Here is a 13,812-nt window from a genome sequence, read left to right on the forward strand (position 1 = left end):
CGTTATCTATTTTTTTGGATGGTTTCAATAAATATGTCGCTAGAGGAAGGTATAACTTCAACAAAATGTGTAAGTTGTCCTACAGAAGTGAGATAAGAAACCAAATCATTTGAAGATATGGTTTCAGGAATTTTGACCCTGTATTGAAGTTCATTATTGATGCTTTTAAATGATGCGGGCGAAATTTCAAACTTATCACGCAACGTAGCAGAAACCGCATCCGGATTTTGCGTGAGCAATCCTATTTCAAAAGTATTAGATTTATAGGCGCGTTTTATATCAATCAATTTCCCGTCTAGGATTTTATTCGATTTATTGATAAGTGCTATGTGGTCACACATTTCCTCCACGGATTCCATTCTATGTGTGGAAAAAATAACGGTAGCTCCATCGTTGCGAAGCTGGAGAATTTCATCTTTTATAAGGTTTGCATTTATGGGATCAAAACCGCTGAAGGGTTCGTCGAAAATAAGTAGTTTTGGTTGGTGCGAAACTGTTACCACAAACTGGATTTTTTGCGCCATCCCTTTTGAAAGTTCCTGTATTTTTTTATTCCACCAATCCCTAATATCCAGGCGGTCAAACCAATATTTTAAGCGCTCCTTTGCCTGCTTTTCACTTAAACCTTTCAATTGGGCCAAATAAAGAGCCTGCTCTCCCACTTTCATCGATTTATAAAGTCCACGCTCTTCGGGAAGATAGCCTATATATTGAATATGATTGGGTTGAAGGGGTTCTCCGTCAAGAATTACCGAGCCAGAATCTGGCATTGTAATCTGATTTATAATTCTGATTAAGGTTGTTTTTCCAGCTCCATTGGGACCCAATAGGCCAAAAATGCTTCCTTTCTGCACTTCCAGCGACACGTTGTTGAGGGCCGTATAATCGCCGTAAGATTTGGAAACATTGTTTACTTCTAAAAGTTTTTCCATAGGTTGTTGTTGAAGAATGTAAATATATATATTAGCCAGCGAAGCACCGTAAATATTAAGAACATTTTAAGTGGACGCTCTTTTTTTTGAATTTCTGGTCAATTATTTTTCTCATAAATTTCAGTTACGAAACCGTTATAAAAGCAAAACCCACCCAAGAAATTAATCTTGGGTGGGAAAAAAAATTGCTATGAAAAAGAAAAATTATCGTTTTAGAAAACGATAGTCAAATATATGAATTTTTTTTAATTAACGTTTATTTAAGAAAACATATCTTTCACTTTTTCAAAAAAAGATTTGTCCTCTTTTTCCGGTTTCGGCTGAAAATGCTCGTCTTGACTCATTTTTTCAAAGAAATCTTTTTGTTCCCTTGAAAGTGATTTTGGTGTCCAAACATTAATATGAACCAGCAAATCACCAGTACCGTATCCATTAATGCTCGGAATTCCTTTATTGCGTAAGCGGAGAATTTTTCCACTTTGTGCGCCGGCATCAATCTTTATTCGAACCTTCCCGGTAACTGTTTCAATTTCCTTCGAAGTTCCCAAAACCGCATCAGAAATGCTTATGTATAAATCATAATGAAGATTGTCCCCTTCCCTTTGAAGTGTATCGTGCGGTTTTTCCTCAATGGCAACCAGCAAATCCCCGGCTATTCCATTCCCAGGAGCATCATTACCTTTACCAGATACCTTGAGCTGCATGCCGTCCACCACGCCTGCAGGAATTTTTATGGAAACAGTTTCTTCCGTTAACAGCATACCTTCAACATCTGCATTACTTGGCTTGCTCTCTACAATTTGACCCAAACCGCCACAAGCGCTACACGTAGCTGCGGTCTGCATTCTTCCCAAAATTGTATTTTGAATGCGGGTCACTTGGCCCTGCCCGTTGCAAGTAGCACACGTTTTATAGGTAGTGCCCTTTGCTAATTTTTTTCGTTTAACTTTTATTTTTTTCTCGACACCGTTGGCAATTTCTTCCAATGTAAGCTGAACACGGATACGAAGGTTGCTACCTTTTACAGTTCTACGCCCGCCACCAAAGCCGCCGCCGCCAAAACCACCGCTGAAGGCACCGCCAAAAATATCACCAAACTGGCTGAATATGTCATCCATATTCATTCCGCCGCCGCCGAATCCGCCGCCCTCAAAGGCTCGATGGCCGTATTGATCGTAACGGGAGCGTTTATTTGGGTCGCTTAAAACTTCATAAGCCTCAGCAGATTTTTTGAACATTGCTTCCGCTTCAGCATCGCCCGGATTTTTGTCTGGGTGGTATTGAAGCGCTTTTTTCCTATAAGCCTTTTTTATTTCTGCTGCCGAGGCACTTTTCGAAATGCCCAGAATTTCATAATAATCTTCCTTCATATTATTGTCCTATAACTACTTTTGGATATCGTATTATTTTATCGCCCAAGGCATATCCTTTTTCCAAGACGTCAATTATTTTTCCTTTCAGCTTATCCTCCGGCGCCGGAATTTGTGTAATTGCTTCGTGCGTATCTGCATTAAAGTCATCGCCCACCTGTGTCTCTATAGTCTGTAGACCCTTTACACGTAGGGTTTCACGGAGTTTACTGCTAATCAATTTTACGCCTTGAAAAAGATTGTCATCGTCGCTTTTTTCAATTTCTTTTAAAGCTCTATCAAAATCATCCAAAACAGGTAGCATGGAAACCATGATTTCCTCACCGGCAGTTTTAAACATTTCAATACGCTCCCGCGCAGTCCTTTTTTTGAAGTTCTCGAATTCAGCAAATAGCCTTAAATACCTATCTTTTTCACGCTCCACCTCTTCTTGCAGTTTAGATATCTGTATCGTTTCTGCATCATTTTTTGAATCAGCTTCTTCATTAGCGGTGTTGTTTATTTTCTGATCCTGCTCTTTCATATCCATTTCTGCTTCTTCAACGGAAGACTTTTTCTTTGTGCTCATAAAAAATTAATTTTCGTCAACGGAACAAAAGTACTGCCATTCATTTATAAATGTCAAAATGTCATTGATAATATTTAATAATATATTAAGAATTATTACCTCTTCAAATACTACTTTTGCGCCTTAATCCAAACCAATATTTTATTATTATGAAAACAACAATATTAAACTTAGCTCTTATAGCTTTTATAGGATTTGGTGCTACTTCTTGCAAAGATGGCAACAAAGAAACTGAAATGGAAACCGAAGAAGCTGCAACTGCTTCTGAAATGGCCGTAGATTACAAAGTTGATACTGCTGCTTCTGAAATTTTATGGGAAGGTTCAAAACCTACAGGTTCCCACAATGGAACAATTAAATTGGCTTCTGGTACCATTTCAGCAAACCAAGGCGCTCTTGAAGCTGGAAACTTTACCATCGATATGAAAAGCATCACAGATACTGATCTTGAAGGTGAGCAAAAAACCAACCTTGAAGCTCATTTGATGGGAACTGTGGAAGGACAGGAAGGCGATTTCTTTAATGTAAATCAATATCCTACCGCTATGTTTGAAATGACCGGAGCTGAAAATAATATGATTAAAGGAAACTTGACCATAAAAGATAAAACCAACGCAGTAGAATTTCCTGCAACGGTTACGATGGATGGTGACAAGTTGATGATTAAAAGCGAGCCGTTTACTATAGACAGAACAAAATGGGGAGTTAACTACGGATCAAAATCTGTTTTTGACAACCTAGGTGATAAGTTTATTAACGATGATATGAAAATCACCGTAAATGTAGTTGCTAACAAAGCGTAACTAAAGAAATTGAATAGTATTAAAAAGACGGCATGAAGCCGTCTTTTTTGTTATAGCAAATCCTGGAGCGCGGATTCTATGTTGTAGAATTTGAAATTATATCCCAATTCCTGAATTTTTCTGGAACTGACCAATTGACCTTCCAAAACCAAAATGGACATTTCCCCTAGCAATAATTTAATAACAAATGCTGGGATATTTGGTAACCACAAGGGTCTGTCCAACTGGATAGCTATTTGTTTCGTGAGTTTTTTATTGATAACTGGGTTGGGCGCAACGGCATTAAATTCCCCTTCGTGTTGATTTTTTAGAAGAAATAAATAGATACCCGCTATATCTTTAATATGAATCCAGCTTTGCCACTGTTCCCCACTTCCCAAGGGCGCGCCAAGTCCAAGTTTTATTGGTTTTACAATTTGCGGTAATGCTCCATCATCTTTGGCGAGAACCATTCCCGTTCGCACCTTGCTCACCTCCATTCCCAAATTTTTAAATTGTGATGCTGCGGCCTCCCAAGCCACCACAACCTTAGCAAGAAAAGAATCATCCACTTCTTTGTTTTCTTCGGTATAAAGTTTGGTTTTTGAATTTGGATAGACACTAATCCCGCTTGCGGAAATAAAATGTTCAATGGCGTGATCTATTTTTTGAAGAGTTTCATAGATTAAATTCATCGATTTAACCCGACTGTCCATAATTACCTTCTTGTAACTTCTGGTCCATCGTTTGGAAATCGTAGCCCCTACCAAATTCACTATTGCCGAAACTCCCTCGAATGCGGCTACGTCAATTTCGCCTTTTTTTGGATTCCAATAATAACCGTAATAATCTTCGGTTTTCTCAATTTTTTCCCTATCTGTAGTGAAATAATTTACTGAAATGCCCTCAGCACGGCATAACTTTACCAGTTCACTCCCGATAAGACCCGTAGCTCCTGTTATGAGTATTTTTTTATTCATACCCTTAAATTTATATATTCAAAAAATGAGTGCAATAATTGTTAACGGAAGATTGTGATAACTTTTGGTGTTTAACAAAATGCATTTCAAGGGATTTTAAAAAAGCGACTTTTGAAAGAAAATTATTTTTTTGTACCTCTTAGCATTTCTTTCTTTCCCGGTGGCCCAGCTAATCTCTCCACAGAAAAACCTACGGCTTGCATTGCTCTTCGGGCGTTTCCGTTCGCCGCATAGGTTACCAGCATACCACCATTCTTTAAAGCTGTAAACATTTTTTGAAAAATGGATTCGGTCCAAAGTTCTGGTTGAACCCTTATGCCAAAGGCATCAAAATAGATGAGATCAAATTCTTCCGTTTCATTAATTTCTAAAAAAAAACGCTGTTGCTTCAGAAGGAAGAAATTCTGGGAAATTGCAGATAATTTATCCCACGGCGAATCATGGAGTTTTAAAAAATCTGACTTCGGAAAATTTAAAAGTTCGGGATAGTTGAGTTTATTTATTTCCTCCAAGGGTAATGGATAACCTTCCACACCTACATAGTGAATGTTGAAATTGTTTTTTTGGGCTTCCTGAAATGTCAAAAAGGCATTCAGGCCCGTCCCAAAGCCTATTTCCAAAATGGCCAGCGAAGCATTGTTGTGAGAAGAAACCCAATGGTGCAATCCTTCTTTTATAAACACGTGTCGCGCTTCATTAATAGCGCCGTGCTTGCTGTGGTATTGTTCATCCCACTCCGGGAGATGGATGGTAAGTGAGCCATCTCCCGTGGTTAGGAATTTTCTTTCCAAAATTAATTTATTTCAGATTCTGGTATTAGCACTCCGTTGGCCTCAAAAGCTAGGGTGCGTTTTGGTTCGGTGATTTCAGCTAATTCAGCTTCAGTTGCGCCGCCATCTTCAGCGTAATGGCGTTGGTCCTCTACGCTCATTTCCTCAACATATGCTTTTCCTTCAACAATTACATCCTTTCCAGCAATATCCTTCGGCATAAAAAATGCGTAATCCTTAAATCGTACCATCGTTTCATCTTCTCCCATTTCTAGATTCATCCAGCATCCTTTATTCTGGCACACATCTTTTACCTTTGAAGTAAATTTCACATTTACGGTATCCCCTGTTTTAAGACTTTTATATTTTTCAATCATTTCGTCTTTGGTCATTACTCCTTCATCCGTAATCTCATCACCAAAAGATTGATAGTTCATCGCCATTTCTTCAGCTTGGGGCTGGGTGGCTTCCTCGCTTTTTTCATTTTTACAGCTTACCACGGCTGCCGCAAGTGCTAACATTAAGAATATTCTTTTCATTTTAATTACTATTTATGTGAAAATTAATTTATTGATTGATAACAGTTTGCAATTTTAATAAATTTTTGAATTTAAATTGGCCTAAATTTTACCTATTTTTGCACCTAAACCAACACAAATGAGTCTTTCCTCCACGAAATCGATTTCGGTACAAAAAGTTGAAAAAAGCCGAATTGGGCAAGTAGATTTTGACAATCTAACGTTTGGTGCTACTTTCAGCGACCACATGTTTGAATGTGATTACAAAGATGGTGAATGGCAGAATCCTACCATAAAACCTTACGGAAATATTAGCATTTCGCCGGCAGCAAAGGTTTTTCATTATGGCCAAGCGGTTTTTGAAGGAATGAAAGCCTATAAGGATGATAACGGAAAGATTTGGTTATTCCGTCCCGAACAGAATTTTCTTCGTATAAATAAGTCATCAAAGAGAATGGCAATTCCCGAATTTCCGAGAGAAATTTTCTTTGAAGCCCTTGAGCAATTGGTAAAGCTCGATAAAGAATGGGTTCGTCCGGGAATGGGAAATTCACTTTACATCCGTCCCTTCGCAATGGCCTCGCAAGTAGGTGTTTCCGCATCGCCGTCAACCGAGTATAAATTTATGATTTTGATGTCACCAGCCCAAGCATATTATACGGGTGATGTGAGAGTGGAAATTGCCGAACATTACAGCAGATCTGCGAACGGCGGCGTTGGGGCGGCAAAGGCCGCTGGAAATTACGGCGCACAATTTTACCCCACAAATCTCGCTCGCGAAAAAGGGTTTCAGCAAGTAATCTGGACGGACGCAAGTGACCACAAATATTTGGAAGAAGCTGGTACAATGAATGTTTTCTTTAGGGTAAATGATACTCTTTTAACTGCACCAATAAGCGACAGAATTCTTGATGGAGTTACCCGAAAGAGTATTATTGCACTGGCTAAAAATGATAATATTAAGGTAGAAGAAAGACCCGTATTGGTTTCTGAAATAGTTGAAGCCGCAAAAAATGGTTCTTTGAAAGAAATTTTTGGAGCTGGAACAGCGGCCGTTATTAGCCCCGTTAGTGCTTTCAGTTATAAAGATACTGTTTATGAAATTGATAAGCAGGAAGATAGTTATGCTGCCCAATTCAAAAAAGAATTACTGGATATTCAATATAACCGAAGTGAGGATCCATTTAACTGGAGATACGAGATCATTTAGTAATAATCCAATAAGATTAAATTCCTAATTCAAATATATTTGAATTAGGAATTTTTTTTTGCCAAAGAATTACTTTTCGAGAATTGATTTTATATCTGGCTTAAAATAATTCGGCCCCTTTAAAACTTTGCCATCCTCGCGGTAGATTGGTTTTCCATCAGCGCCAAGTTTGCTCATATTGCTTCGTTGAATTTCATTGAAAACATCCTCAATTTTCTCTTGCATTCCGTGTTCTATAATGGTTCCGCAAAGGATGTAAAGCATATCGCCCAATGCATCTGCAACCTCAACCATATCTCCATTATTTGCTGCTTCCAAATATTCCTCATTTTCTTCCCGCATCAATTCATAACGTAGCAGGTTTTTTTTGATTCCAAGATTTGCAGTAGGTTCAGCATTATTTCCCAAACCGAATGCTTCGTGAAAGGCAGCCACTGCCGCTATCTTATTCTTCATAATATAATTTTAAGGTTGTAAATTTGTTGGGTAAATCTACAATTTTATGATAAGTACCGGCCAGATAGTTTTTGCAATTTTATTCATTATTGCTTTTGTTATAATTTTAATCTATAGCTATCGCGGCGATTTGAAGCTGCACAGAAAATATTATAAGAATTCCGTCTGGATTTTAGTGGGCTTTATTATTTTTCTTTTGTTCTTAATGGGACTTAAAATACTTTTTAAGGAATAAAAAAAGCCCCTCAATCTAGAAGGGCTTTTGAATGGTTTAAAATAAAACCTTAATTTTTAGCGGGTAGATTGCTGTAATTCTTTGAGTAATAAAGCATTTGCTCAGCGAACGTTTCGGGCTGTTGGATGGTAAAACTCTCAATCTCGCCAGCACTGTCCATTTTTGGAACAAGCATCGGGTTTACAAAACCACTATATGGGGCTGATGTAAATTGTTTGTTACGGTCCAAAATTTCCTTGTGCAGATTTTGGTCCACTTTTACACCGTAGGTTTCGACAAGGTTTTCAACAGCTGCGTAGTCACCTTCAGATTTTATACGTTGCGTTTCGCGCAGTAGTTCTCCGAAAAGTTCGTGTAACTTATCATAATCATTGATGTTATAATAGGTCTTGCCATCTCTCGTTATTTTTTCAATAACATTATCTTTTTTACCTTTTTCAAAAACCCAGGCAGAAACCCATTGGCGGTTTCGCATATGTGCCTCTTCCACATCATCGCCCACATTTAGTCTTATCAATTGTGTCATTAGTCCATTGCGGATGTAACCATCATACGCTGCCATACCTACTTTTTTCCAATCTTCCACCAAGCCAAGTTCCTGTAATTTTGGATTGTACAGATAATATAGCCCAACTAAATCTGCACGCCCTTCTTCTAAAGTGGAGGCATAATTTTTCAATGTTTCTTTGGTCTCGCCAACGCCAGGATTCAGTTGTCCGGATGCGTGACCAATTACCTCGTGCAGTGCGGTATGTAGCTTATCTGCAATTTGTCCGTATTCTTCTTCTAGAGCAAATTCTGTTGAATCGTTTACAAATTCTTTCAATCTTCCAGAACTTCCCGCATTGTTATAAGAATCTATAATATTTCCAAGCGAAACCGATTTGCTGCCCACTGCCGCCCGGATCCAGTTTGCGTTGGGAAGATTTACGCCGATTGGCGTGCTAGGTGAAGCATCTCCAGCTTCCCCAGCAACATTAACGACCTTATAGGTTACACCCACAACATTTTTCTTTTTGTGTTCCTGCATCAATGGAGAATTATCCTCAAACCATTGTGCATTATCTGAAAGTACAGACATCTTCTCGCTCATATCAAAATCCTTTATTTGAACAATGGTTTCGTAAGAACCTCTATACCCCAATGGATCATTATATACTTCAATGAAACCGTTTATATAATCAATATTCCCAGCAGTGGCAGCCGTCCAAGCCACATTGTAATCATCCCAAGTTTGTAAATCTCCCGTTTTGTAATATTCAATCAAAAGGCCTATTGCATCAGCTTGTTCCGGGTTATCTGCAACACCTTTCGCTTTCTCCAACCACTCAATGATTTTATCAATGGCAGACCCATAAAGACCTCCGGATTTGTAGACCAATTCTTTAATTTCACCGTTTTCCTTTACCAATTTTGAATTAAGCCCAAAAGAAAGCGGCTTATCCGGATTGGGCGATTTTTTATTCGCATAAAAATTTTCAACATCCTTATTGGTGACCTCTGGCCCGTAGAAATTTACCGCGCTTTTGGAAACATTATCCACACCCTTTGCAAGATTTACTTTTTTTGAATCCGTATCGTTGAAAATAACCTCAAATGCCTCTCCTTCCAGCGTGGTATTGGTACCTGCAAGCAATTGTTTCAAGTAATCTGAAGAAAATTCTGGCTTCAGCTTATCCTTTGAATAATGGTGGTGAATTCCATTGCTAAACCAAACTCTCTTCAAATAGGTTTCAAAATTTTTCCAGTCCTCGCTATTTTTATCACCGTTATAGGTGGTGTAAATTTTTTCCAGCGCATTTCTTATTTCAAGATTGTGGCGGTAGTTTTGGTCCCACATTATATCCCTTCCAGCAAGACCTGCCTGCGTTAGGTAATATACAAGTTTTTGTTCCTTAAGCGAAAGTTGGTCCCAGCTCGGTATTTTATAACGCAAGATTTTTACGTCGCCAAATTGTTCTACTTCGTAATTGAAGTCTGAAACTTGTTCATTTTGAATTTCAGCAACTTCCTTTTTTTCTTCCTTTTCTTTACAGGAAAAAAGTAGGATACCGCTTACTGCCATTGCCAAAATAAGGGTTTTCTTCATTTTTATGATGATTTTAGATTTTAGCAAATGTAACAAATTATAAAATTTTAATCCGAAAGCTTTTCCCGGTCGATTTAAAGGAATGCTTCTGAAGGGGATACTTTTTAAAATTTAACAATAGCACAGAATTTCATTATATTAGCCGTGCTAAATCAATACCTCCCAATATGAAGATTTTAAAATACTTATTCTTCCTCATTTTAATATTTATTATCGGAACGGCCATTTATTTCGGAACAAAGGACGGAACGTACGATATAAGCGATTCAATGGTAATCCAGGCTCCGCCGGAAGTAGTTTTCAACAAAGTGAATGACTATAAAAATTGGGAAAGCTGGGGTCCTTGGAAAAAAGAAGATTCCACAATGACGTTTAATTATGCTGAAAAGACAGTTGGTGAAGGTGGTTCGTATTCTTGGGAAGGTACTGTTAATGGCTCCATGGTAACGACCAAGGTTATTCCTAATAAAGAAATCGAACAAGATTTAAAGTTGGAAACTCCCGCAGGTGAACGAACTTCAAAAGTTTACTGGACGTTTGAGGAAACTGAAGAAGGTACAAAAGTAACGTGGCGAATGGCGGGGGAGCACACGCTTGTTGATAAGGCATATTTTGCGATAACCGACTACGATTTTGAGGAAGGAATCCACAAAATGAACGAAGCAGGATTGGAAGGCATTGCCGAAGAAGTGGCGGCAGATATGAAAAGATATTCCATAAATGTAGATGGCGTCACCCGCTACGGCGGTGGTTATTATATGTATACCACAACGGTTGCTCAACAAGATGAGATTGCGGAAAGAATGGAGCCAATGCTTACACAAGTTATGGGATTTATTGAACAGAACAATTTAAATATGGCTGGCCCTCCGTTTACAATTTACAATCAGTTTGACAATACTACTGGAACTGTAATATTTTCGGCAGGAATACCTGTGAGAGAGCAGGTTATAACTCCCGAAGGCAGTCCAGTGGTTTGTGGATTCATGGATCCCGTCCAAACGGTAAAAATTTCTTTGAAAGGTGATTATTCCCATTTAACCGAAGCCTACAAAACCGGAATGGAGTTTATTGAAAAGAACAATCACCAATTGCACCCCACGGCAAAAATGTTTGAAGTTTATGTAAGCGACCCGGGGGAAACGCCCAACCCAGCGGATTGGCTCACGGAGATTTATATTCCCATAACTGTACAGGAAACCGAGACACCAATCAGTTTTTAATGAAACAACTTGCCTTGGTATTTATTGGAGGAGGCTTGGGCAGTGCGTTGCGCTTTTGGATATCCAAATATTTGAACAGCTTTGAAAATGGAATTCCCTACGGAACTTTTGCCGCAAACATTCTCGGAAGTTTTTTAATTGGAATAATACTTGGGCTTGCCTTAAAAAACAATTCGCTATCCACCAATACCGTTCTATTTTTGGCGACCGGATTTTGTGGTGGCTTTACAACCTTTTCCACCTTTGCCTATGAAAATCACTTATTCCTTAAATCGGGTGATTTTTTCACATTTGCTTTATACACCATCGCTAGTTTTGTGATAGGTTTTGCCGCGGTATTTTTTGGAATGTGGCTTGTGAAGATTTTTTAATGCTTTTTGAAATCCTTCACTCCCGCTTCTATTCTTACTTCCAGATCATTTTCGGCCGGAGGGATTGGGCATGAATATCTATGATTATAGGCACAATACGGATTGTATGCAGTGTTAAAGTCAATTACAATAGTTTCACCTTCAGGAATTTTAAGGTCTATAAATCTTCCGCCACCGTAAGAGCCATCCCCGCTGGTAAAATCTGTAAAAGGCAGAAAGAGATAATCCTCATATCCCGGTTCATCGTACGGTTCAATGCTTTTATATAAATTCAACTTTAATTTCTGTCCATTTATATCAAAATGCGCTTCCCCATATTTCACATATTCCGGCTTTCTGCTTGTGGTTGTTTGCATTAAAAAAGGTTTCTCGCCTGGGGTGCGCACAAATTCAGCCTCGACAATATATTTTTCAGAAATGGGATAAAACTCTAAACCTTTAAAATTCTTAAAATCTTTGGGTTTCAGGATTGTAGTTTCCGGATTGCTAAATTCTTCGTTCAACTTCTGTTGTGCTGCTTTGCTTTGCTCAATACCAGCTCCATTTTGCGCCAATAAAATTTTCGAAATAAGTAAAAAGCTAAAAAGTAAAATTTGTTTCATTTCATTGAATTTGAGATAAAAATAAAAAACAAATCCGGAAAAATATCATTCAGAAAAATTTATCAAAAAGAAATTTGATTACATTTGAATTGAAATCAACATCAAAATGAAAAATACATATTCAACCGTAAAAAGAAATGTTTCAAAGCTGAAGCACGGGAATATGTTTTGATTATTTAGTTTAAAACTTTCAATATAAAACGTCCCGATTCAAATTCGGGACGTTTTAGTTTGTACCAACTGTGAAAAAAATTTACACAAGCTATATCGATAATTTTCGAGGCCTCTCTCGGGAAATTTGGCTATTGTCGCTGGTTACGTTTATAAACCGTGCCGGCGCAATGGTCATTCCATTTTTGTCCCTGTACTTGGTAAATGCAAAGAATTTTACCCTGCCGGAAGTGGGAATAATAATGACGTGCTTTGGTGCCGGTTCTCTTTTGGGAACATGGATAGGAGGAAGACTTACAGATGCCGTTGGTTTTTACAAAGTAATTCTTTTTAGTTTGCTTTTTGGCGGGATCGGGTTTGTGTTATTGCAAATTTTAGAGACTTTTTATGAATTTTGCATTGGTATTTTTCTACTTATTTTAGTAGCGGATGCAGGACGGCCTGCCATTTTTGTGGCTGCGGAAACATATAGCAAGCCAGAAAATATTACCCGGAGCATTACCCTTATAAGGTTGGCAATAAATTTGGGCTTTTCAATTGGACCTCTCATCGGCGGACTTATTATTGCGCACATAAATTACACATCACTTTTTTGGATTGATGGACTTACGTGCGTAATTGCAGGCATAAGTGTCTTTTTGCTATTAAAACCAAAACGACCAAAAGATGCCGATGAACAAATAATAATTGTTAAAGAAGGAATTCCACCTTATTTGAACAAATACTTTCTGCTATTTTTCATAATTATGATAGCGAACAGCATGATCTTTGTTCAGTATTTTTCGGTAATGCCACTGTATTATGAAAAAGCACATTTCCTCTCAGAAGATTTAATTGGTTGGCTACTATTCATCAATGGCGCAACGATCGTATTATTCGAAATGCCACTGATTGCGTGGTTGGATAGAAAGGGAATAAGTAAAACCATGGCTACTTTTTGGGGAATATTTTTCCTCGGTTTAAGTTTCGTAGTGTTAAATCTGACAGACTTTACTGGAGTTTTGATTGTCGGGATGTTGCTAATGACGATTGGCGAAATGGTTGGCTTTCCATTTTCGAACGCGCTCGCGCTTAAAATGGCACCCAAAGGAAGAAAAGGCAGCTACATGGGATTGTATAGTATGAGTTTTTCAATCGCGCACTTGGCGGGCCACAATGGCGGAATGAATTTGGTAAATACCTTTGGATACTCCAAAACATGGTTGATTTTTTCAATATTTTTAATAGTAATATGTATGCTCACTATCTGGCTCTATTTTCTTCTGAAAAAATCTGGCGCCAAAGAAATTTAAAGTTTAGCTATTCAATTCGGTATTTTGAATTTTGGTTTGTCTTCTTGCTTTTCGTTGACTTCTGCTGATAATTACTGAATCCAAACAAGAAACCATCAACCCAATACCAGCAAATAAACAAATAAGGCGTACTACGATTCCGCCGGGAAAATCAAGTCCCGTAAAGCCTAAAAGCGCTGAAATAATTGTGATTATTAAGAAGTGAAGAGTAAATTTTTTCATAATGCGATATTTTTAGTATTC

General features: G+C 38.1%; 15 protein-coding genes. 5 read left to right on the forward strand and 10 right to left on the reverse strand.

Annotation, left to right across the window (positions count from 1 at the left end; genetic code table 11):
• Positions 1 to 2: 2 nt before the first annotated feature.
• From KIV10_RS08690 to KIV10_RS08700, 3 genes are all read right to left on the reverse strand, one after another.
• Entirely contained in the window at positions 3 to 932 is a 930-nt protein-coding gene (locus KIV10_RS08690) for an ABC transporter ATP-binding protein (protein WP_214113117.1), read from the reverse strand.
• 260 nt (positions 933 to 1,192) lie between these two features.
• Positions 1,193 to 2,302, reverse strand: coding sequence for a molecular chaperone DnaJ (gene dnaJ / locus KIV10_RS08695; RefSeq protein ID WP_214113118.1), 1,110 nt, complete (start codon positions 2,300 to 2,302; stop codon positions 1,193 to 1,195).
• Position 2,303: 1 nt separating this feature from the next.
• Positions 2,304 to 2,870, reverse strand: a complete 567-nt coding sequence (locus KIV10_RS08700) for a nucleotide exchange factor GrpE (RefSeq protein WP_214113119.1) — start codon at positions 2,868 to 2,870, stop codon at positions 2,304 to 2,306.
• Between the two features lie 149 nt (positions 2,871 to 3,019).
• Between KIV10_RS08700 and KIV10_RS08705 the strand changes: the two genes are divergently transcribed.
• Positions 3,020 to 3,673 carry a YceI family protein gene (locus KIV10_RS08705; RefSeq protein WP_214113120.1) on the forward strand — a complete coding sequence of 218 codons (654 nt, stop codon included), beginning with the start codon at positions 3,020 to 3,022 and terminating at the stop codon, positions 3,671 to 3,673.
• Positions 3,674 to 3,723: 50 nt separating this feature from the next.
• On the opposite strand, the gene KIV10_RS08710 is transcribed toward KIV10_RS08705, so the two are convergent.
• The 3 genes from KIV10_RS08710 to KIV10_RS08720 all read right to left on the reverse strand — a co-directional run bounded on the left by KIV10_RS08710 (position 3,724) and on the right by KIV10_RS08720 (position 5,941).
• On the reverse strand, positions 3,724 to 4,632 hold the full coding sequence (locus KIV10_RS08710; RefSeq protein WP_214113121.1) for a TIGR01777 family oxidoreductase: 909 nt from the start codon (positions 4,630 to 4,632) through the stop codon (positions 3,724 to 3,726).
• Positions 4,633 to 4,754: 122 nt separating this feature from the next.
• Positions 4,755 to 5,423: a tRNA (5-methylaminomethyl-2-thiouridine)(34)-methyltransferase MnmD gene (gene mnmD / locus KIV10_RS08715; RefSeq protein ID WP_214113122.1), complete on the reverse strand. Its 669-nt coding sequence runs from the start codon at positions 5,421 to 5,423 to the stop codon at positions 4,755 to 4,757.
• A 2-nt stretch (positions 5,424 to 5,425) separates the two neighbouring features.
• On the reverse strand, positions 5,426 to 5,941 hold the full coding sequence (locus KIV10_RS08720; protein WP_214113123.1) for a DUF4920 domain-containing protein: 516 nt from the start codon (positions 5,939 to 5,941) through the stop codon (positions 5,426 to 5,428).
• Between the two features lie 118 nt (positions 5,942 to 6,059).
• On the opposite strand from KIV10_RS08720, the gene KIV10_RS08725 reads away from it, so the two are divergent.
• Positions 6,060 to 7,130 (forward strand): branched-chain amino acid aminotransferase, encoded by a 1,071-nt coding sequence (locus KIV10_RS08725; protein ID WP_214113124.1) that lies wholly within the window; start codon positions 6,060 to 6,062, stop codon positions 7,128 to 7,130.
• Between the two features lie 69 nt (positions 7,131 to 7,199).
• Here the strand turns inward: KIV10_RS08725 and KIV10_RS08730 are convergent, their stop codons facing one another.
• Together KIV10_RS08730 and KIV10_RS08735 are read right to left on the reverse strand one after the other, a co-directional pair.
• Positions 7,200 to 7,586: a pyrophosphohydrolase domain-containing protein gene (locus tag KIV10_RS08730; RefSeq protein ID WP_214113125.1), complete on the reverse strand. Its 387-nt coding sequence runs from the start codon at positions 7,584 to 7,586 to the stop codon at positions 7,200 to 7,202.
• A gap of 284 nt (positions 7,587 to 7,870) precedes the next feature.
• Positions 7,871 to 9,910 (reverse strand): dipeptidyl-peptidase 3 family protein, encoded by a 2,040-nt coding sequence (locus KIV10_RS08735; RefSeq protein ID WP_214113126.1) that lies wholly within the window; start codon positions 9,908 to 9,910, stop codon positions 7,871 to 7,873.
• Between the two features lie 167 nt (positions 9,911 to 10,077).
• On the opposite strand from KIV10_RS08735, the gene KIV10_RS08740 reads away from it, so the two are divergent.
• Together KIV10_RS08740 and crcB are read left to right on the forward strand one after the other, a co-directional pair.
• Positions 10,078 to 11,133 carry an SRPBCC family protein gene (locus KIV10_RS08740; protein WP_214113127.1) on the forward strand — a complete coding sequence of 352 codons (1,056 nt, stop codon included), beginning with the start codon at positions 10,078 to 10,080 and terminating at the stop codon, positions 11,131 to 11,133.
• Positions 11,133 to 11,504 (forward strand): fluoride efflux transporter CrcB, encoded by a 372-nt coding sequence (gene crcB, locus KIV10_RS08745; protein ID WP_214113128.1) that lies wholly within the window; start codon positions 11,133 to 11,135, stop codon positions 11,502 to 11,504. Before KIV10_RS08740 ends, crcB begins: the two co-directional genes overlap by 1 nt.
• On the opposite strand, the gene KIV10_RS08750 is transcribed toward crcB, so the two are convergent.
• Positions 11,501 to 12,106, reverse strand: coding sequence for a DUF1684 domain-containing protein (locus tag KIV10_RS08750; RefSeq protein ID WP_214113129.1), 606 nt, complete (start codon positions 12,104 to 12,106; stop codon positions 11,501 to 11,503). The genes crcB and KIV10_RS08750 overlap by 4 nt on opposite strands.
• Positions 12,107 to 12,348: 242 nt before the next feature.
• Between KIV10_RS08750 and KIV10_RS08755 the strand changes: the two genes are divergently transcribed.
• Positions 12,349 to 13,569, forward strand: a complete 1,221-nt coding sequence (locus tag KIV10_RS08755; protein ID WP_214113130.1) for an MDR family MFS transporter — start codon at positions 12,349 to 12,351, stop codon at positions 13,567 to 13,569.
• Between the two features lie 3 nt (positions 13,570 to 13,572).
• On the opposite strand, the gene KIV10_RS08760 is transcribed toward KIV10_RS08755, so the two are convergent.
• Positions 13,573 to 13,791, reverse strand: a complete 219-nt coding sequence (locus tag KIV10_RS08760) for a hypothetical protein (protein WP_214113131.1) — start codon at positions 13,789 to 13,791, stop codon at positions 13,573 to 13,575.
• Positions 13,792 to 13,812: the final 21 nt, after the last annotated feature.

It is taken from the genome of Aequorivita echinoideorum, from assembly GCF_018476645.1.
Taxonomy (GTDB): Bacteria; Bacteroidota; Bacteroidia; order Flavobacteriales; family Flavobacteriaceae; genus Aequorivita; species Aequorivita echinoideorum.

Excerpts from the sequence above, each read along its gene's own strand:
- KIV10_RS08690 (WP_214113117.1), bottom strand. The coding sequence starts at position 932 with ATGGAAAAACTTTTAGAAGTAAACAATGTTTCCAAATCTTACGGCGAT.
- dnaJ (WP_214113118.1), bottom strand. The coding sequence starts at position 2,302 with ATGAAGGAAGATTATTATGAAATTCTGGGCATTTCGAAAAGTGCCTCG.
- KIV10_RS08700 (WP_214113119.1), bottom strand. The coding sequence starts at position 2,870 with ATGAGCACAAAGAAAAAGTCTTCCGTTGAAGAAGCAGAAATGGATATG.
- KIV10_RS08705 (WP_214113120.1), top strand. The coding sequence starts at position 3,020 with ATGAAAACAACAATATTAAACTTAGCTCTTATAGCTTTTATAGGATTT.
- KIV10_RS08710 (WP_214113121.1), bottom strand. The coding sequence starts at position 4,632 with ATGAATAAAAAAATACTCATAACAGGAGCTACGGGTCTTATCGGGAGT.
- KIV10_RS08720 (WP_214113123.1), bottom strand. The coding sequence starts at position 5,941 with ATGAAAAGAATATTCTTAATGTTAGCACTTGCGGCAGCCGTGGTAAGC.
- KIV10_RS08725 (WP_214113124.1), top strand. The coding sequence starts at position 6,060 with ATGAGTCTTTCCTCCACGAAATCGATTTCGGTACAAAAAGTTGAAAAA.
- KIV10_RS08730 (WP_214113125.1), bottom strand. The coding sequence starts at position 7,586 with ATGAAGAATAAGATAGCGGCAGTGGCTGCCTTTCACGAAGCATTCGGT.
- KIV10_RS08735 (WP_214113126.1), bottom strand. The coding sequence starts at position 9,910 with ATGAAGAAAACCCTTATTTTGGCAATGGCAGTAAGCGGTATCCTACTT.
- KIV10_RS08740 (WP_214113127.1), top strand. The coding sequence starts at position 10,078 with ATGAAGATTTTAAAATACTTATTCTTCCTCATTTTAATATTTATTATC.
- crcB (WP_214113128.1), top strand. The coding sequence starts at position 11,133 with ATGAAACAACTTGCCTTGGTATTTATTGGAGGAGGCTTGGGCAGTGCG.
- KIV10_RS08750 (WP_214113129.1), bottom strand. The coding sequence starts at position 12,106 with ATGAAACAAATTTTACTTTTTAGCTTTTTACTTATTTCGAAAATTTTA.
- KIV10_RS08760 (WP_214113131.1), bottom strand. The coding sequence starts at position 13,791 with ATGAAAAAATTTACTCTTCACTTCTTAATAATCACAATTATTTCAGCG.